We start from the raw sequence: 17091 nt of genomic DNA on the forward strand, positions 1-17091 counted from the left end.
GGCGCGAGGTGGGCTCCCCCGCGTGGGCGGGCAGTCGATCAGACGCGTCCGTGCGGCTTGATACCTGGGTATTGTCAGTGGTGCTCGTCACCTTTCTCCGGGGCTGGGCTACCGGCCTGGATACGCTTGAAAATCTCTTCACGGTGCACTTGGACATCTTTGGGTGCATCGATGCCGATCCTCACTTGCATCCCCTTGACGCCCAGAATGGTGACTTTGATGTCATCGTTGATGACGATACTTTCGCCAACCTTGCGGGTGAGTATCAGCATGTAGTTCTCCTTGGTGGTGTAGAAAACCGCGGGGCCTGTGCCCAACGGGTGGGAGCTTGTCCCTCTTCCTTCTCATTAAAGACGCTTTCGGCGGATAGTAATTCCCTGGCAGACAAATTCTGTTGCCAGTCTTCAGGTGCAGGGGCCGATGAAAATCGTGTGACCCTCATCGGCGAAGGTGCTCGGTGGCAAGGATAGGGTGCTTGGCTCCATATGGGAAATTTCTGTGTTCGATGGGTTAAATAGCCAGCGTCAATCATCGTTTAGGTTTCCAGGCCCTGAAGGAAGCGCAACAGGACCACTTCCTCCCTCTCCAGGCCCTTGCGCTGGCGCACCCGAGGCAGCTTGGCCAGGTGCCCGAGCTGAAAATGCTCCAGCACGGCAGGGTGGATGTAGCAGCGCCGGCAGACTGCCGGGGTGTTTCCCAAGCGGGCGGCCACCTGGCGGACAATTGCGGCCACCTGACGCCTGGCCTCGCTGATCGGTTCCCATGCCAGCGGTTTCAACAGGTCGAGGGCCAGGCTACTGCCCGCCCAGGTGCGGTAGTCCTTGGCTGTGAAGTCGGCCCCGGTGAGTTGCTGGATGAACTGGTTGACCTCGGTCGAGCCCACGCAGTGGCGTTGCCCTTGTTCGTCGAGGTATTGGAACAATGCCTGGCCGGGGAGTTCGATGCAGCGCTTGAGTAATTCGGCCAGGCGCCTGTCCCGCAACGTGACGTCATGCTCGACCCCACGCTTGCCACGGAACTGGAAGCGCATGGTACTGCCCCGCACCCTGACGTGGCGCGTCGCCAGGGTGGTCAGCCCGTAGGAGCGATTGTCACGCAGATACTGACGGTTGCCGATGCGTATCAGCGTATTGTCGAGCAGGCTGATCACCAGCGCCATGACCTTCTCCCGCCCCAGGCCCGGGCTCGCAAGGTGTCGATCCAGCTGCTTGCGCAGGTTCGGCAGGGCTTCGGCGAAGGCCAGCATGCGTTCGTACTTGTGCTGGTCGCGCAGTTCGCGCCAGAGGGTGTGATAGCGATACTGCTTGCGCCCACGGGCGTCGCGTCCGGTGGCCTGAAGATGCCCTTGCGGATCGGCGCAGATCCAAACGTCGGTGTAGGCGGGAGGGATCACCAGTGCGGCGATGCGAGCGAGTGTTTCAGTGTCGCGAATGCGCTGGCCTTGCCTGTCGAAGTAATGAAAGCGGTCGCGCCAACGGCGCCGCGTCAGGCCGGGCTGGGTGTCATCGACATAGTGCAGTGAGGCGGGCAGCGGGCAGTCAGGCATCCTGGCGATCCTGGCGTGGGTCATGCTGCAATGGACAACCGCAGCATGGGCATTGCTCAACCCAGCAAAGCCACCGACTTGATCTGCGCCCACAATACTTGGCCGGCCTGGACGCCCAATTGCTCGGCTGAGTAGCGGGTGATCCGTGCCAGCAGCGGGTTGCCGGTGGCATCCAGGCTGACCAGCACATGGGCCGGATTGTCGGCGGGGCGGCATTCGCGTACGCGGACCGGCAAGCGGTTGAGGATGCTCGAGGCAGCGTCGGCGTTCAGCGCCAGGCTCACGTCGCGCGCCTGTACCTTGAGCCGCAGGGTGCTGCCGACATGCAGGTCGGGATGGGCGATACGCAGCAGTTGCCCATCGCTGCCGGGCAGGCGCAGGTCGAACAATCCGTAATGCGGATCATGGCCGACCACCACGCCTTCGAGCACGACGCCGGCGTCCTCGCCCTGGGCCAGCGACAGGTCGAGGCGGGCCAGGGTCTGGCCGATGGGGCCACTGGCCACGGCCTTGCCCTGTTCCAGCAGCACCAGGTGGTCGGCCAGGCGCGCCACTTCGTCCTGGGCATGACTGACGTAGATCAGCGGGATGTCCAGCTCGTCGTGAAGGCGTTCGAGGTAGGGCAGGATCTCGCGTTTGCGCGCGCTGTCCAGGGCCGCCAGGGGTTCGTCCATCAGCAGCAGGCGAGGGCTGCTGAGCAGCGCCCGGGCAATGCCGACACGCTGGGCCTCGCCACCGGACAGCGTTGCCGGCTTGCGTTCGAGCAAGTGACCGATACCGAGCAGTTGGCAGGCCTGCGCCTGGTTGATCTTGCGCTCGGCGGGGGCGATGCGGCGCCAGCCGAATTCCAGGTTGGCGCGTACCGACAGGTGCGGGAACAGGCTGGCTTCCTGGAATACATAGCCCACTGGGCGTTTGTGCGGGGCGAGGAAAAGACCGCGTGCGCTGTCTTCCCAGACCTCGCCGTTGACCTCGATGTAGGCGCTGGCGGCACGTTCGAGCCCGGCCAGGCAGCGCAGGCAGGAGGTCTTGCCCGAGCCCGAGTGGCCGAAGAGGGCGCTGATGCCACGGCCAGGCAGGCGCAGGTCGACATCCAGGGTGAAATCGTTGCGGGCCAGTTTCAGGCGCGCCTGTATCGCTTTCGTCATTTCAGCTCCAGCCCGCCTTGCCGCGGCGGCCAGCATAGAGCATCAGCAGCACCAGGAAGGAGAACACCAGCATGGCCCCTGCCAGCCAGTGGGCCTGGGCGTATTCCATGGCCTCGACATGATCGAAGATCTGCACCGAGACCACGCGGGTCTTGTCGGGGATGTTGCCACCGATCATCAGCACCACGCCGAATTCGCCCACGGTGTGGGCGAAGCCGAGGATGCTGGCGGTGATGAAGCCAGGCCGGGCCAGCGGCAGCACCACGTGGACGAAGGTGTCCCAGGGGCTGGCGCGCAGTGTCGCAGCCACCTCCAGCGGACGCTGGCCGATGGCGCCGAAGGCGTTCTGCAGGGGTTGCACCACGAATGGCATGGAGTACACCACCGAGCCGATCACCAGCCCGGTGAAGCTGAACACCACACTACCCAGGCCCAGGGCCTGGGTAGTCTGGCCAATCCAGCCGCGGGGGCCGAGGGCCAGCAGCAGATAGAAACCGATCACTGTCGGTGGCAGCACCAAGGGCAGGGCCACCACCGCGCCGATCGGCCCGCGCAGCCAGGAGCGGGTGCGGGCCAGCCACCAGGCGATGGGCGTGCCCACCACCAGGAGGATGGCCGTGGTCAGGCTGGCCAGCTTGATGGTCAGCCAGATCGCCCCCAGGTCACTGGCGTCGAGCGGCATCAGATTTCATAGCCGTAGGATTTGATCACCGCGGCGGCTTTCGGGCCCTTGAGGTAGTCGACCAGTGCCTTGGCGGCCGGGTTGTCCTTGCCCTTGTTGAGGATGACCGCGTCCTGACGGATCGGGTCATGCAGTTCGGACGGGACGATCCAGGCCGAGCCATTCTCGATCTTGCCGTCCTTGTAGACCTGCGACAGGGCGACGAAGCCCAGTTCGGCGTTGCCGGTGGAGACGAACTGGAAGGCTTGGGTGATGTTCTGGCCTTCGACAATCTTGGCCTTGGTGGCCTCGGTCAGTTTGAGCTTGTCCAGCACCTGGGTGGCGGCCAGGCCATAGGGGGCCGCCTTGGGGTTGGCGATGGACAGGTGCTTGAATTCGTTCTTCTTCAGAACTTCGCCTTTGGCATCGACGTAGCCCGGCTTGGCCGACCACAGTGCCAGGGTGCCGACGGCGTAGGTGAAGCGCGAACCCTCGACGATCTCCTTCTCCTGCTCGAGTTTGGCGGGGGTGGTGTCGTCGGCGGCGAGGAATACCTCGAACGGCGCGCCGTTCTTGATCTGTGCGTAGAACTGGCCGGTGGCGCCATAGGCGGCGACCAGCTTGTGGCCGGTGTCTTTCTCGAAGTCCTTGGCGATGGCCTGGATCGGCGCGGTGAAGTTGGCCGCCACGGCGACCTGCACTTCATCGGCCAGGGCGTTGTTGACGGAAACCAGGGTGGCCAGGGCACTGATGGCCAGGTGGGACAGGCGAATACGCATGCAGACGGCTCCTAATGGACGACGGATTATCGTTATGTCGTGGAATATATAGCGATAAACCATCCGTCGGGAAGAGGGCGGCACTTAAAAACTTGATCAGAAAGTCAGTTTTTTCAATGCGTTGTCCGCGATGTCCCGGGTCAGCTCGCCTGCTGGCATGTGCCGCCCAAGGCGCAGGGCCTGGCCGGACCACAGGTTGCTGAAGTCGGCATTGCCCTGCGCATCGGTGATTGCCCGCAATGGCATCAGCGCGCCGCCTGCCAGGGGGAAGCGTGGGGCGAGGGTGTTCATTGGCCCCAGTTCGCGCATGAGGCGGTTGTTGATGCCCCGCGCGGGGCGTCCGGTAAACAGGTTGGTCAGCGCTGTATCGCTGGCGGGAGCCGTGTCCAGGGCACGACGGTGGGCCGCGGAGACTTTCGCTTCCGGGCAGAACAGGTAGGCGGTGCCGATCTGCACGGCCGAGGCCCCCAGTGCGAGGGCGGCGACCAGGCCGCGGTGGTCGCCGATCCCGCCAGCGGCGATCACGGGCACCTGCACGGCATCGACGATCTGCGGCACCAGGGCGAAGGTGCCGATCTGGCTGGTGATGTCTTCGCTGAGGAACATGCCGCGATGGCCGCCGGCTTCATAGCCCATGGCGATGATCGCGTCGCATCCCTGCTGCTCCAGCCAGCGGGCTTCCTCGACCGTGGTGGCGCTGGACAGTACCTTGGCGCCCGTGGCCTTGACCCGTTGCAGCAGGTCGGCCGAAGGCAGGCCAAAGTGAAAGCTGACCACTTCCGGGCGCGTCACCTCGATCAACTGGCAGCTCCGTTCGTCGAAGGGCGCCCGGTTGGACACCGGTGTCGGCGCCTCGAAGTCTGCCCCGAGCTCTTGGTAATAGGGCTTGAGTGCCTGTTTCCAGCGCGCGTCGCGTTCAGGGTCGGGCACAGGTGGCTGGTGGCAGAAGAAGTTCAGGTTGAGGGGCCCCTGGCAGGCGGCGCGGAACGCCTCGATCTCGCCATGCACCTGTTCGATCGTGAGCATGGCGCACGGCAGGGCGCCCAGGCCGCCGGCTTTGCCCACGGCGATGGCCATGGCAGCGCCACTGGCGCCGGCCATGGGCGCCTGGAGGATGGGCACCTCGATGCCCAGCAGGTCGAGGATGCGGCGGTCTTGCCAGGTGCTCATGGGCGACTCCTTTCGTGCGGCGGGATCGGACGTGGTTACAGCGCCTTGCTCACCTGGATGTCGCTGATCTTGTCGGCATCGTCGCCGTGGATCTTGCGCAGGGCTTCCCGGGCTTGCTCGAGGGAAGCATCCGGCATCTGGGCGAAGTCCCAACGGCGCTCGCCGTCGAGTTTGTACTTGATCACATACTTGATGGTCTGGGTCATGCGGTCTTATCCGAGTTTCGACGACGAGCGGCGAATGATCTTGATCTTGTGGGTGAGCGTCGGCTTGCGTGTTACCGAGATCGGCCGCGTGGTCACGGTGTCGATGGTGATGTTCCAGAAACCGGTGCTGGGTACGGTGATCTTGGCTGGGAAGCGTTCGAAGTGGCCGCCGTGGTAAGTGTGCCGGCCGCCGTTCTTGAAGCTACGGAAGTTGGCGTCGTTCATCAGGCGGATGTTGCAGCGCTGGGAGCACTCGATGACGACGATGTCGTCCTCGTTCAGGTGCTCGCGCTGGTGTACGAATTTCATGGGGTGCTCCGCAAGGATTGGTTCAGCAAAGGCGAACAATATCACGATGTGAGGGTACACTTGCGCCCGGGCCGGCCGGGCCAGGGAGATTTCTGCCAGAGCAGGGAGCAAATCCGCCCGGATGTGGTCAGAGGATGACTTTCGATGGTGGAGATGGCGTGGATGAAGTGGATGGTAGCGGCAGCGGCGCTGGCGTTGGGTGGTTGTGTCAGCGTGGCGGAACTGGAGCAGTCGCACGCGACCCTGGATGTGATCTCCGGCAAGACGCCGCGCGAGTATGCCGATTGCGTCAAGCACAAGCTTGCGGATACGCGGGACCCGCTGCAGGAAGAGAGGACCGGCGATTCGCTGCGTCTGCTCGTGCCGCAGAAAGTGTCTGCGGGGGTCGGCCCTGCCGCACTGGTGGATATCGACAAGCGGGGTAGTGGTAGCGCCATCAAGGTCTATGAGCGCTTGAACAACTTCCCGCTGCGCCTGGGTGATGTGCGCACGGCAACGACCGAGTGCATCTCGGGTTCTTGATCCAGCTCAGCAAATGAGCGATTAACCAGCGGATTGTCCGTTTCCTGCCCGGCGACGCGTTGTCGCATGCCGGGGAATAGGCCTAGTATTTCTGGGCTTATATCGAATAAGCCTAAGCTTATAACAAGGAAATGGAGCCTCCGTGATGAAACCCTTGAGCCGTGTCGTGATCAGCAGTCTGCTGGTCCTGGCCTGGCCCTCGGCGCATGCTGCCGATGGCCAGAAAATCTTCAATCAGGGCGGACAGAACCCCGCCGCCATGGCCTGCCTGGGTTGCCATGGCGCCGACGGCAAGGGTATTGCCGCCGCTGGTTTTCCCCGACTCGCCGGCTTGCCTGCCGGCTATCTCGCCAAGCAACTGCACGATTTTCGCAACGCCAGCCGCAAGCAGGCGGTGATGGAGCCGTTGGCCAAGGCGCTGGATGATGCCGAAATCGAAGCGGTGAGCGCTTACCTGAGCTCGCTCCCGGCTGACGCAGCCCCCGATCAGCGCCGCCAGCAGATCGCTACCGATCCGGTCACACGCTTGGCCCTGTACGGCGACTGGAGCCGCCAGATCCCCGGTTGCGTGCAGTGCCACGGGCCTGGTGGCAGTGGTGTCGGCGAGCACTTTCCACCCTTGGCCGGGCAGCCGGCCGGTTACCTGGTGGCGCAGCTCAATGCCTGGCGCGACGGCAGCCGCAGCAACGACCCCAACCAGTTGATGGTCAACGTCGCCAAGGCGATGACCGACGCCGAGGTCAAGGCGGTCGCCGAGTACTTCGCCCATCCCGCCGGCCAGGAGGCCAAGCCATGAAAGCCGTGATTCCAGCCCTGCTGTTGTTGGCCGTGGGTGGTACCCAGGCGGCGCCGATCGCCATGGAAGACCAATCCCAGCTCAAGGTGCCTGGCGCCCAGGCCGCGCCGCAGTTCGTGCCACCAAGCGAAGACGCGATCCCGGACAATGCCTTCGGCAAGATGGTCCGCCAGGGGCACGCGCTGTTCGTCGATACCCGGCGCCTGATGCCCGAGGCCGTGGGCAATGGCCTGAACTGCAGCAATTGCCACCTCGATCAAGGGCGTTTGCCCCATTCTGCGCCGCTGTGGGGCGCCTATCCGATGTATCCGGCGTATCGCAAGAAGAACGACAAGGTCAATACGTTCGCCGAACGTATCCAGGGCTGCTTCCAGTTCAGCATGAACGGCAAGCCGCCGGCGGCCGACAGCCCGCAGATGACCGCGCTCAGTGTCTACGCCTATTGGCTTTCGACCCAGGCGCCGACCGGGGTGGAGATTGCTGGCCGGGGCTACCCCGAGGTGCCCAGGCCTGAAGGCGGGTATGACTTCAAGCGTGGCCAGCAGGTCTTCCAGGCGCAATGCGCGATCTGCCATGGCAGCAATGGTGAAGGCCAGAAGGTCGCCGGCGAGTACGTGATGCCGCCGCTGTGGGGCAAGGACTCCTATAACTGGGGGGCCGGCATGCACCGGATCAACACTTCCGCTTCCTACATCAAGTACAACATGCCCCTGGGCAAGCCCGGCAGCCTGAGCGACCAGCAGGCCTGGGACGTGGCGGCCTGGATCAATCGCCACGAGCGGCCGCAGGATCCGCGGTTGGTGGAGGGCTCGATCGAGAAGACCCGGCTGAAGTTCCATGCCAACGATGGGGTCAACCTTTATGGGCAGACGGTCGATGGGGTGCTGATCGGGCAGGGGACCGGGGGCTGACAGCAGGTTGCCTGTGATGAAAATGTAATCGCTGGGAGCGGGTAAACCCGCTCCCACGGAACCCGGCGATGCGCCTGCGCAACCGTTCGGCGCAGGCAATATTTACGATCCCCCGGAACTATCTACACTTGGATATCTCTATCATGGCATCGGCCAAGCGCGGGTGGGGCATTGTAAGGTGACCGCCGCCTGATTAGACTGCGCCGAATTTCGTACGCAAAGCCCTTGTTAAGGACGTTTATGATCAAAAAATGCTTGTTCCCGGCAGCCGGTTACGGCACTCGTTTCCTGCCCGCTACCAAAGCCATGCCCAAGGAAATGCTGCCGGTGGTCAACAAGCCACTGATCCAGTATGGCGTTGAAGAGGCACTGGACGCCGGTCTGAACGAGATCTCCATCGTCACTGGCCGTGGCAAGCGTGCCCTGGAAGACCACTTCGACATCAGCTACGAGCTGGAAAACCAGATCAAAGGCACCGACAAGGAAAAATACCTGGTCGGCATTCGTCGCCTGCTGAATGAGTGCTCGTTCGCCTACACCCGCCAGACCGAGATGAAGGGCCTGGGCCATGCCATCCTCACCGGCCGCCCGCTGATCGGCGACGAGCCGTTCGCCGTGGTGCTGGCGGATGACCTGTGTGTCAACCTCGAAGGTGACGGCGTGCTCGCGCAGATGGTCGCGCTGTACAAGAAGTACCGCTGCTCGATCGTCGCCATCCAGGAAGTCGATCCGCAGGAAACCAACAAGTACGGCGTCATCGCCGGTGAAGAGATCAAGGACGGCATTTTCCGTGTCGACTCCATGGTCGAGAAACCGAAGCCGGAAGACGCACCGTCCAACCTGGCCATCATCGGCCGCTACATCCTGACCCCGGACATCTTCGAAAAGATCGAACAGACCGAACCCGGCAAGGGCGGCGAAATCCAGATCACCGATGCGCTGATGAAGCAGGCGGCAGAAGGCAACGTGATCGCCTACAAGTTCAAGGGCAAGCGTTTCGACTGCGGTGGCGCCGAAGGTTACATCGAGGCGACCAACTTCTGCTTCGAGAACTTCTACAAGACTGGCAAGGCTTACTGATCGAGCCTGGCAGGTCACGAAGCCACCCCTCGGGGTGGCTTTTTTGTTTGTGGCGGTCATCGGCGCTATGCTGGGCGCCCGCCAAGGAGACTGAATACATGGCCTACGATTTTGATCTGTTCGTGATTGGCGCCGGTTCCGGCGGTGTGCGCGCGGCGCGCTTCGCTGCCGGCTTTGGCGCCAAGGTGGCAGTGGCCGAGAGCCGCTACCTGGGGGGCACCTGCGTCAACGTCGGTTGCGTACCGAAGAAGTTGCTGGTGTACGGCGCCCATGTCGCCGATGAGCTGGAGCAGGCTGCAGGCTTCGGCTGGACCCTGGAAGAGGGGCACTTCGACTGGGGCACGCTGATCGCGAACAAGAACCGCGAGATCGAGCGCCTCAACGGTATCTACCGCAACCTGCTGGTCAACAGCGGCGTCACCCTGCTGCAGGGGCATGCGCGCATGACCGGCGCCCACGAAGTAGAGGTGGACGGCCAGCGCTACAGCACCGAGCACATTCTCATCGCCACCGGCGGCTGGCCGCAGGTGCCGGACATTCCGGGCAAGGAACTGGCGATCACCTCCAACGAAGCCTTCTACCTCAAGGATTTGCCACGCCGTGTGCTGGTGGTGGGCGGTGGCTACATCGCCGTGGAGTTCGCCGGCATCTTCCAGGGCCTGGGCGCCGACACCACGCTGCTGTATCGCGGTGACCTGTTCCTGCGCGGTTTCGACGGTTCGGTGCGCACGCACCTGAAGGAAGAGCTGGAGAAGCGCGGGCTGGACCTGCAGTTCAACGCCGATATCCAGCGCATCGACAAGCTCGATGACGGCAGCCTGAAGGCAACGCTCAAGGATGGCCGCGAGTTGGTCGCGGACTGCGTGTTCTACGCCACCGGCCGCCGGCCGATGCTGGACAACCTGGGCCTTGAGAACACCGGTGTCGAGCTCGACGAGCGCGGTTTCATCCGCGTCGACGAGCAGTACCAGACCACCGAACCGTCGGTGCTGGCCATTGGTGATGTGATCGGCCGCGTGCAGCTCACGCCAGTGGCCCTGGCCGAAGGCATGGCCGTGGCGCGCAGGTTGTTCAAGCCGGAGCAGTATCGCCCGGTGGACTACCAGAACATTCCCACCGCGGTGTTCAGCCAGCCACCGATCGGTACGGTGGGCCTGACCGAGGAGCAGGCGCTCAAGGCCGGGCACAAGGTGCAGATCTACGAGAGCCGTTTCCGGGCGATGAAGCTGACCCTCACCGACATCCAGGAAAAGACCCTGATGAAGCTGGTGGTGGATGCCGAGACCGACAAGGTGCTGGGTTGCCACATGGTCGGGCCCGATGCGGGTGAGATCATCCAGGGGCTGGGAGTCGCACTGAAGGCCGGTGCCACCAAGCTGCAGTTCGACGAGACCATCGGCGTGCATCCGACCGCCGCGGAAGAGTTCGTCACAATGCGTACCGTGACCCGCTGAGCCTGCTGTTCGCCGGCAAGCCGGCTCCTACCTGGTCCAACCAGCGTTTCACCGCAACCCGTAGGCGCCAGCTTTGCTGGCGAACACCGGCAAGGCCGGCTCCTACACGGTGCGCGCGAATGTAGGAGCCGGCTTGCCGGCGAACCAGATACCGCGCAATCCTTTGCTCAGCCCAATCCCTTCTATTAATTATCCCCGCTTATAGCCAAAACCAATCACCAGCATGAGCTTTGCCAATGAGCCTTCTTCGGGACCAGCGGTTAGGATTCTCTCCGTCAACTGATTCCAACCCCATGAAGGAGCGTCTCTCATGCCGATCATCAACAGCCAGGTCAAACCGTTCAACGCCACCGCCTACCACAACGGCGAGTTCGTCCAGGTCAGCGAAGCCGACCTGAAAGGCAAGTGGTCCGTCGTGTTCTTCTACCCAGCCGACTTCACCTTCGTCTGCCCGACCGAACTGGGCGACCTCGCCGACAACTACGCCGAGTTCCAGAAGCTGGGCGTGGAAATCTACGGCGTGTCCACCGACACCCACTTCACCCACAAAGCCTGGCACGACACTTCGGACACCATTGGCAAGATCAAGTACCCGCTGATCGGTGACCCAACCCACGTCATCTCGCGCAACTTCGACGTGCTGATCGAAGAAGCCGGCCTGGCCGATCGCGGTACCTTCGTGATCAACCCGGAAGGCCAGATCAAGATCGTCGAAATCAACGACGGTGGTGTGGGCCGTGACGCCAGCGAACTGCTGCGCAAAGTGAAGGCTGCCCAGTACGTTGCCGCTCACCCAGGCGAAGTCTGCCCGGCCAAGTGGAAAGAAGGCGAAGCCACCCTGGCGCCATCGCTGGACCTGGTCGGCAAGATCTAAGACCGTGAGCCAGTCGTGGGCGGTGAGCAGCCGCCAAAGCTGAAGCACTGACCGCCCCGTCAAACGCCCGGGCGACCTCGCCTGGGCGTTTTTGTATCCGAGTTTTGAAAAAGGAATCGCCCGTATGTTGGACGCCACGCTTAAATCGCAACTGAAAACCTACCTGGAGCGGGTCACCCAGCCGATCGAGATCGTTGCCTCCCTCGACGACGGCGCGAAGTCCCGCGAATTGCACGACCTGCTGGTGGAAATCGCCGGCCTGTCGAACCTGATCACCTTCAGCGCGGATGGCAGCGACGCCCGTCGTCCTTCGTTCTCGCTCAATCGCCCTGGGAGCGATATCAGCCTGCGTTTCGCCGGCATCCCCATGGGCCACGAATTCACCTCCCTGGTGTTGGCACTGCTGCAGGTCGGCGGCCACCCATCCAAGGCCAGCGCCGAAGTGATCGAGCAGATCCAGGGGCTGCAAGGTGAGTTCACCTTTGAAACCTACTTCTCCCTGTCGTGCCAGAACTGCCCGGATGTGGTCCAGGCGCTGAACCTGATGGCGGTGCTCAACCCCAATGTGCGCCATGTGGCCATCGACGGCGCGCTGTTCCAGGATGAAGTCGAAGCCCGCAAGGTCATGGCGGTACCGAGCATCTACCTGAACGGCGAAGTGTTCGGCCAGGGCCGCATGGGCCTGGAGGAGATCCTCGGCAAGATCGACACCAGTGCCGGTGCGCGCCAGGCCGAGAAGATCAACGCCAAGGATGCTTTCGATGTGCTGGTGGTCGGCGGTGGTCCCGCTGGCGCCGCAGCGGCGATCTACGCCGCGCGCAAAGGCATCCGTACCGGTGTCGCCGCCGAGCGCTTCGGTGGCCAGGTGCTCGACACCCTGGCGATCGAGAACTTCATCTCGGTGCAGGAGACCGAGGGGCCGAAGCTGGCCACGGCCCTGGAAGAGCACGTCAAGCAGTACGACGTCGACATCATGAACCTGCAGCGCGGCGACGCACTGATCCCGGCCACCGATGGCGGCCTGCATGAAGTACGCCTGGCCGGCGGCGCCTCGCTCAAGGCCAAGACCGTGATCCTGGCCACCGGTGCCCGCTGGCGCGAAATGAACGTGCCGGGCGAGCAGGAATACCGCGCCCGTGGCGTGGCCTACTGCCCGCACTGCGACGGCCCGCTGTTCAAAGGCAAGCGCGTGGCGGTGATCGGCGGCGGCAACTCCGGCGTGGAAGCGGCCATCGACCTGGCGGGTATCGTCGCCCAGGTGACCCTGATCGAGTTCGACAGCCAGCTGCGCGCCGATGCCGTGCTGCAACGCAAGCTGCACAGCCTGCCGAACGTCAAGGTGATCACCAGTGCGCTGACGACTGAAGTGGTCGGCAATGGCGAGAAGGTCACCGGGCTGCGCTACAAGGACCGTACCAGCGACACGCTGCACGACCTGGCGCTTGAAGGCATCTTCGTGCAGATTGGCCTGCTGCCGAACACCGATTGGCTCAAGGGCACGGTCGAGCTGTCGCCGCGCGGCGAGATCATCGTCGATGCCAGGGGCGCGACCAGTATCCCAGGCGTATTCGCGGCGGGTGACGTGACCACCGTGCCGTACAAGCAGATCGTCATCGCGGTGGGCGAGGGCGCCAAGGCTTCGCTGGCGGCGTTCGATCACCTGATCCGCACCTCTGCGCCTGCCTGAGTCTGGTTGCCGGTTGGAGAAGCGCCGCCCTTTCGCGAGAAAGGGCGGCGTTTTTTGTTGGATTGGCTGGCCCTTTCGCCGGCAAGGCCGACTCCTGCAGGGACCGCGCAAACCTTGTAGGAGCCGGCCTTGCCGGCGAAGGGGCCAGTGCAGGCTGAAGGCTGTCTATGATTAACCCGGACATCTTCAGGATCTACCCCAATGACACCGATCAGCCGCGAACCCTGGTGGCTCGTGCCACCCCAACCCGGGCAGCAAGAGCAGGACCTGCACTGGGGCTACCTGGAAATCTACGCCGACGGCCGCACGGTGTTCGTCGACCAGCGCCCCAGTGAAAAGGAGCTGGCCGAGCGCAAGAGTTGCCGCAACTTCCCCGAGGCAGAACAGTCCTGACTCAACCTTCCAGCTGGGCCAGGCGAGCCTCCAGCGCGGCGATACGTGCCTCCAGCGCCTCGATGCGCTCTTCCGACACACTCCCGCCAGCACTGCGCCCGCCACCTTCCTGCTGGCGTGCGGCAAGGATCTCCTCGATCTGCGCCGGGTCGCCCAAAGCGTGGGTATAGCGATCCTCGCGCTGCCCGGCCTGGCGCGGCAGGTGCAGGGCCAGGCCGCGGGAGATCAGGCGCTCCAACTGGTGCTGAACCTGGTCGACATCCTCGAAGTCATGCAGGCGATTGCTGCGGGTCAGCAGTTCGCTGAGGGTTTGCGGGCCGCGCAGGAACATCAGCCCCATCAGCACCAGTTGCGCCGGCACCAGTTCCAGGGCCTTGTCGACCCGCTGCTCCCAGCGGTCGGCGCGGCTGCCCATCTGCAGGCGGGTCATCTCCTGGCCCTCGAGCGCGCGCAGGGCCTGGCCGACCTGGCCGGGGGAGAGGTTCATCACAGGTTCGCGGCTGGTTTTCTGGTTGCAGGCCAGGACCAGGGCGTTGAGGGTCAGGGGGTAGGTTTCCGGGCTGGTGGCCTGCTTCTCGATCAGCGAACCGAGCACGCGGATCTCGATGCTGCTGAAGCGGCCTTCGCCGGTGGTTTGGAGTTCTGACATGGCCCTGTCTCGTTGCGAGGAAAAGGCCACTAGCCTAGGTAAAGTACCCGGCTTAAGCAATCGGTGTGGCGGTTCGCCGGCAAGGCCGGCTCCTACAGGGAGACGGCCTTGCCGGCGAAAGGGCCCGGTCAGGCGCTACGTTGCTCCATGGCCTGGCAGGCGGCCGCGGTGAACAGCACATCGGTGGAGGAGTTCAACGCGGTCTCGGCCGAATCCTGCAGCACACCGATGATGAAACCGACCGCCACCACCTGCATGGCAATCTCGCTGGGGATGCCGAACAGGCTGCACGCCAACGGGATCAGCAGCAGCGAACCACCGGCCACGCCGGACGCGCCACACGCGCAGATGGCCGCCACCACGCTGAGCAGCACGGCGGTGGGCAGGTCGACCGGGATGCCGAGTGTATGCACGGCGGCCAGGGTCAGCACGGTGATGGTGATCGCCGCGCCGGCCATGTTGATGGTCGCGCCCAGCGGGATCGATACCGAGTAGGTGTCTTCGTGCAGGCCGAGCTTCTGCGACAGCGCCAGGTTGACCGGGATGTTGGCTGCCGAGCTGCGGGTGAAGAACGCGGTGATGCCGCTTTCACGCAGGCACATCAACACCAGCGGGTACGGGTTGCGACGGATCTTCCAGAATACGATCAGCGGGTTCATCACCAGCGCCACGAACAGCATGCAGCCGATCAGCACAGCCAGCAGGTGCAGGTAGCCCAGCAGCGCGTCGAGGCCCGACTGCGCCAGGGTGGCGCTGACCAGGCCGAAGATGCCCAGCGGGGCGAAGCGGATGACCACGCGCACGATCAGGGTGACGCCGTTGGACAGGTCCTCGACCACGCCGCGGGTGGTGTCGCTGGCGTGGCGCAGGGCCACGCCCAGGCCGATGGCCCAGGTCAGGATGCCGATGAAGTTGGCGTTGAGCAGCGCATTGATCGGGTTGTCTACCGCGCTGAGCAGCAGGTTCTGCAGCACCTCGCCAATACCGCCCGGCGCGCTGAGCGATGCTTCGCTGGTGCTCAGCACCAGGTTCGATGGGAACAGCATGCTGGCGGCCACGGCCACCACCGCTGCGGCGAAGGTACCCAGCAGGTAGAGCCAGAGGATCGGACGGATGTGGGTTTCCTGGCCGTGGCGGTGGTTGGCGATCGAGGCCATCACCAGGATGAACACCAGCACCGGCGCCACGGCCTTCAGCGCGGTGACGAACACCTTGCCGAGAAACGCCAGGTCGCGGGCCACGGCCGGGGCGAACAGGGCGAGGGCGATACCGGCCAGCAGGCCGATGCAGATCTGCGTCACCAGGCCGGTGCGGTTGATCAGGCGAAGAACGGGGGTCATGTGCAGCACGGTCTCGGTTTTTGAAAAAGGGCGCGACTTTACCATAGACCTTGGTCGGGCTGTTCTGACGCTTGTCATGTCAGGCAACGGCCGCTACCACGCCAGCGGCCTGTCGAAGCCTTTCCAGCACAGCCAGCGGCGGATCTCCCCATGCTCGCCGGTGCCGATCTGCCAGGCGGGGCGGCCCTGGCCCAGGGCGATGAGCGAAATGATGCCGGCCTGGCTGGCCGCCACCAGGGTGCGGCCGTCCTGGCTGATGTCCATGGCGCTGATGGTCGAGCCGAGGTAGTGCTGCCAGTGTTCTTGGCCGTCCTCGCCGAAGGCGCGTATATAGCCCTGGGCGTCACCGACGATGTACTCACCCTCACGGGCCACGCCGGCATGCAGCGGTGCGCCTTGTTGCAGCAGTGGCGCTTCGTTGTGGACGTCGGTGCCCAGGCCCGGCAGGTCCGCCACGCGCACGCCGACGGTCGTGCCATGACAGCAGCGGCGGGCATTGAGCATCAACTGGTCGCCCCGATGGTTGAACAAGGCGAAATGGGGAGACTCGTCGCCTGGGCTGACTTCGGCAAGTTGGCGCAGTTGCCCGTCGAGCACCAGGTGGCGGCCACACTGCTCGCCGAGCGCGATCAAGCGGCCATCCGGCGACAGCGCGGCGTGCTCCATTTCCAGCATCAGGGGAACGTCGTCCGGGTCGGTGCCGTTGCGCAGCGCCTCGAGGATCTCGCTTTCCCGTGGCAACAGGCGGGTCGCCCCCTGGGCCGCCAGGAGAAAGATACCGTCGCTGCTGACCAGCAATACACGCTGGCCGTCGGGGAAGGGCAGCAGCGCGGTCGGCGTCGGTGGCAAATCGAGTGGGTCGAACGGGTAGCCCTTGGGTAGCCCCTCCAGCCCATGGGGCCACGCCAGCCGCGCAACCAGGGGGCCGCCCCAACCATCGGTGACACGCACGCCCTCGCTGTTGGCCAGTGCGTAGTAGCGCCGCTGTGGACAACGGCCGAAGTGTTCGACGCCGATCACCGGCGTGATGGTGTAGCCATCGATATGCAGCACCTGGCCCCTGTCCCAGGGCCGGCCGACCCGCACCAGCAGACTGCCGTCGTCGAGCATCAACAGGTGGCCGATGCCTTGGGCCTGCTTTTCCAGCAAAGGCATCAGCGGCAGGTGCGCTGGCGGCCAGGCCTCACGGAACAGCGCGCGCTGCTGTGCGTCCGTGCCGGGCCGGTTGATCGCCTGCAAGGCACAACGCCAGGCGTCGAGCAGGTGCGCGGTGTCGGGTGCCAGGGGCTCGTCGAGCGTGTCCCAGCCTTGCGCACGGCCCTGCGCCACATAAGCGTTGATCGCTTCGGCATAGGTGACTACGGCTTTGCGCCACTGCTGCTGGGGGTGTTGCTTGTCCATGGTCGGATCGAACTCCTTGTTCCGCGAGGCTGACCGGGTGCGTGCCACAAAAGGGTGCACGAATGCGCGCATGGTACTCCGTCCGCGCCCATGGTTGTGAGGGCCAGGCGGGATGCGTACCATGCCGACATCCTTCCAATAACAAAACGTGCGTCAGCCGCCTGT

Annotated in this window: 19 protein-coding genes; 8 read left to right on the forward strand and 11 right to left on the reverse strand. The window is 64.1% G+C overall.

Translation table 11 applies throughout. From position 1 onward, the window contains the following. Positions 1 to 74: 74 nt before the first annotated feature. The 8 genes from csrA to NGM28_RS04520 form a co-directional block, all read right to left on the reverse strand. Positions 75 to 272: a carbon storage regulator CsrA gene (gene csrA / locus NGM28_RS04485; RefSeq protein ID WP_011533497.1), complete on the reverse strand. Its 198-nt coding sequence runs from the start codon at positions 270 to 272 to the stop codon at positions 75 to 77. 263 nt (positions 273 to 535) lie between these two features. Next, complete coding sequence (locus tag NGM28_RS04490; RefSeq protein ID WP_252088832.1) at positions 536 to 1546, reverse strand: DNA topoisomerase IB; 1011 nt, start codon at positions 1544 to 1546, stop codon at positions 536 to 538. Between the two features lie 56 nt (positions 1547 to 1602). After that, the gene (gene modC / locus NGM28_RS04495) at positions 1603 to 2694 is read right to left on the reverse strand and encodes a molybdenum ABC transporter ATP-binding protein (RefSeq protein ID WP_240063509.1); all 1092 of its coding nucleotides are present in this window, start codon (positions 2692 to 2694) and stop codon (positions 1603 to 1605) included. A gap of 1 nt (position 2695) precedes the next feature. After that, positions 2696 to 3376 (reverse strand): molybdate ABC transporter permease subunit, encoded by a 681-nt coding sequence (gene modB / locus NGM28_RS04500; RefSeq protein ID WP_252088833.1) that lies wholly within the window; start codon positions 3374 to 3376, stop codon positions 2696 to 2698. Continuing rightward, positions 3376 to 4134 (reverse strand): molybdate ABC transporter substrate-binding protein, encoded by a 759-nt coding sequence (gene modA, locus NGM28_RS04505; protein ID WP_240063510.1) that lies wholly within the window; start codon positions 4132 to 4134, stop codon positions 3376 to 3378. The genes modB and modA overlap by 1 nt, the downstream gene beginning before the upstream one ends. A gap of 96 nt (positions 4135 to 4230) precedes the next feature. Continuing rightward, complete coding sequence (locus NGM28_RS04510; protein WP_252088834.1) at positions 4231 to 5304, reverse strand: NAD(P)H-dependent flavin oxidoreductase; 1074 nt, start codon at positions 5302 to 5304, stop codon at positions 4231 to 4233. A gap of 35 nt (positions 5305 to 5339) precedes the next feature. Continuing rightward, on the reverse strand, positions 5340 to 5510 hold the full coding sequence (locus NGM28_RS04515; protein WP_011533503.1) for a hypothetical protein: 171 nt from the start codon (positions 5508 to 5510) through the stop codon (positions 5340 to 5342). A 6-nt stretch (positions 5511 to 5516) separates the two neighbouring features. Continuing rightward, positions 5517 to 5819, reverse strand: a complete 303-nt coding sequence (locus NGM28_RS04520) for a DUF1883 domain-containing protein (protein WP_008090281.1) — start codon at positions 5817 to 5819, stop codon at positions 5517 to 5519. Between the two features lie 162 nt (positions 5820 to 5981). On the opposite strand from NGM28_RS04520, the gene NGM28_RS04525 reads away from it, so the two are divergent. The 8 genes from NGM28_RS04525 to NGM28_RS04560 all read left to right on the forward strand — a co-directional run bounded on the left by NGM28_RS04525 (position 5982) and on the right by NGM28_RS04560 (position 13536). After that, the gene (locus NGM28_RS04525; RefSeq protein ID WP_252088835.1) at positions 5982 to 6341 is read left to right on the forward strand and encodes a hypothetical protein; all 360 of its coding nucleotides are present in this window, start codon (positions 5982 to 5984) and stop codon (positions 6339 to 6341) included. 145 nt (positions 6342 to 6486) lie between these two features. After that, entirely contained in the window at positions 6487 to 7137 is a 651-nt protein-coding gene (locus NGM28_RS04530) for a c-type cytochrome (RefSeq protein ID WP_252088836.1), read from the forward strand. Continuing rightward, positions 7134 to 8048, forward strand: coding sequence for a c-type cytochrome (locus tag NGM28_RS04535; protein ID WP_240063514.1), 915 nt, complete (start codon positions 7134 to 7136; stop codon positions 8046 to 8048). Before NGM28_RS04530 ends, NGM28_RS04535 begins: the two co-directional genes overlap by 4 nt. A 240-nt stretch (positions 8049 to 8288) precedes the next feature. Beyond that, entirely contained in the window at positions 8289 to 9128 is an 840-nt protein-coding gene (gene galU, locus NGM28_RS04540) for a UTP--glucose-1-phosphate uridylyltransferase GalU (protein WP_240063515.1), read from the forward strand. 98 nt (positions 9129 to 9226) lie between these two features. Further along, complete coding sequence (gene gorA, locus NGM28_RS04545) at positions 9227 to 10582, forward strand: glutathione-disulfide reductase (protein WP_252088837.1); 1356 nt, start codon at positions 9227 to 9229, stop codon at positions 10580 to 10582. A 310-nt stretch (positions 10583 to 10892) separates the two neighbouring features. After that, positions 10893 to 11456 (forward strand): alkyl hydroperoxide reductase subunit C, encoded by a 564-nt coding sequence (ahpC, locus tag NGM28_RS04550; RefSeq protein ID WP_011533509.1) that lies wholly within the window; start codon positions 10893 to 10895, stop codon positions 11454 to 11456. A gap of 124 nt (positions 11457 to 11580) precedes the next feature. Further along, complete coding sequence (gene ahpF, locus NGM28_RS04555; RefSeq protein WP_252088838.1) at positions 11581 to 13143, forward strand: alkyl hydroperoxide reductase subunit F; 1563 nt, start codon at positions 11581 to 11583, stop codon at positions 13141 to 13143. Between the two features lie 201 nt (positions 13144 to 13344). Further along, complete coding sequence (locus NGM28_RS04560; RefSeq protein WP_252088839.1) at positions 13345 to 13536, forward strand: hypothetical protein; 192 nt, start codon at positions 13345 to 13347, stop codon at positions 13534 to 13536. Between the two features lies 1 nt (position 13537). On the opposite strand, the gene NGM28_RS04565 is transcribed toward NGM28_RS04560, so the two are convergent. The 3 genes from NGM28_RS04565 to NGM28_RS04575 form a co-directional block, all read right to left on the reverse strand. Further along, a complete protein-coding gene (locus NGM28_RS04565; protein WP_252088840.1) occupies positions 13538 to 14185 on the reverse strand; it encodes a YceH family protein in 648 nt (215 codons plus the stop codon). Positions 14186 to 14313: 128 nt separating this feature from the next. Further along, positions 14314 to 15525, reverse strand: coding sequence for a serine/threonine transporter SstT (sstT, locus tag NGM28_RS04570; protein WP_240063520.1), 1212 nt, complete (start codon positions 15523 to 15525; stop codon positions 14314 to 14316). A gap of 93 nt (positions 15526 to 15618) precedes the next feature. Next, positions 15619 to 16926, reverse strand: a complete 1308-nt coding sequence (locus NGM28_RS04575; protein ID WP_240063521.1) for a hypothetical protein — start codon at positions 16924 to 16926, stop codon at positions 15619 to 15621. Positions 16927 to 17091: the final 165 nt, after the last annotated feature.

Source organism: Pseudomonas sp. MWU13-3659, assembly GCF_023757525.1.
In the GTDB taxonomy this organism is placed as follows: Bacteria; Pseudomonadota; Gammaproteobacteria; order Pseudomonadales; family Pseudomonadaceae; genus Aquipseudomonas; species Aquipseudomonas entomophila_E.

Coding starts and splice junctions, on each gene's coding strand:
- NGM28_RS04515 (WP_011533503.1), bottom strand. CDS start 5,510: ATGACCCAGACCATCAAGTATGTGATCAAGTACAAACTCGACGGCGAG.
- NGM28_RS04535 (WP_240063514.1), top strand. CDS start 7,134: ATGAAAGCCGTGATTCCAGCCCTGCTGTTGTTGGCCGTGGGTGGTACC.
- modC (WP_240063509.1), bottom strand. CDS start 2,694: ATGACGAAAGCGATACAGGCGCGCCTGAAACTGGCCCGCAACGATTTC.
- NGM28_RS04520 (WP_008090281.1), bottom strand. CDS start 5,819: ATGAAATTCGTACACCAGCGCGAGCACCTGAACGAGGACGACATCGTC.
- galU (WP_240063515.1), top strand. CDS start 8,289: ATGATCAAAAAATGCTTGTTCCCGGCAGCCGGTTACGGCACTCGTTTC.
- NGM28_RS04560 (WP_252088839.1), top strand. CDS start 13,345: ATGACACCGATCAGCCGCGAACCCTGGTGGCTCGTGCCACCCCAACCC.
- ahpF (WP_252088838.1), top strand. CDS start 11,581: ATGTTGGACGCCACGCTTAAATCGCAACTGAAAACCTACCTGGAGCGG.
- csrA (WP_011533497.1), bottom strand. CDS start 272: ATGCTGATACTCACCCGCAAGGTTGGCGAAAGTATCGTCATCAACGAT.
- NGM28_RS04575 (WP_240063521.1), bottom strand. CDS start 16,926: ATGGACAAGCAACACCCCCAGCAGCAGTGGCGCAAAGCCGTAGTCACC.
- NGM28_RS04530 (WP_252088836.1), top strand. CDS start 6,487: ATGAAACCCTTGAGCCGTGTCGTGATCAGCAGTCTGCTGGTCCTGGCC.
- NGM28_RS04525 (WP_252088835.1), top strand. CDS start 5,982: ATGAAGTGGATGGTAGCGGCAGCGGCGCTGGCGTTGGGTGGTTGTGTC.
- NGM28_RS04490 (WP_252088832.1), bottom strand. CDS start 1,546: ATGCCTGACTGCCCGCTGCCCGCCTCACTGCACTATGTCGATGACACC.
- modB (WP_252088833.1), bottom strand. CDS start 3,376: ATGCCGCTCGACGCCAGTGACCTGGGGGCGATCTGGCTGACCATCAAG.
- modA (WP_240063510.1), bottom strand. CDS start 4,134: ATGCGTATTCGCCTGTCCCACCTGGCCATCAGTGCCCTGGCCACCCTG.
- ahpC (WP_011533509.1), top strand. CDS start 10,893: ATGCCGATCATCAACAGCCAGGTCAAACCGTTCAACGCCACCGCCTAC.
- sstT (WP_240063520.1), bottom strand. CDS start 15,525: ATGACCCCCGTTCTTCGCCTGATCAACCGCACCGGCCTGGTGACGCAG.
- gorA (WP_252088837.1), top strand. CDS start 9,227: ATGGCCTACGATTTTGATCTGTTCGTGATTGGCGCCGGTTCCGGCGGT.
- NGM28_RS04510 (WP_252088834.1), bottom strand. CDS start 5,304: ATGAGCACCTGGCAAGACCGCCGCATCCTCGACCTGCTGGGCATCGAG.
- NGM28_RS04565 (WP_252088840.1), bottom strand. CDS start 14,185: ATGTCAGAACTCCAAACCACCGGCGAAGGCCGCTTCAGCAGCATCGAG.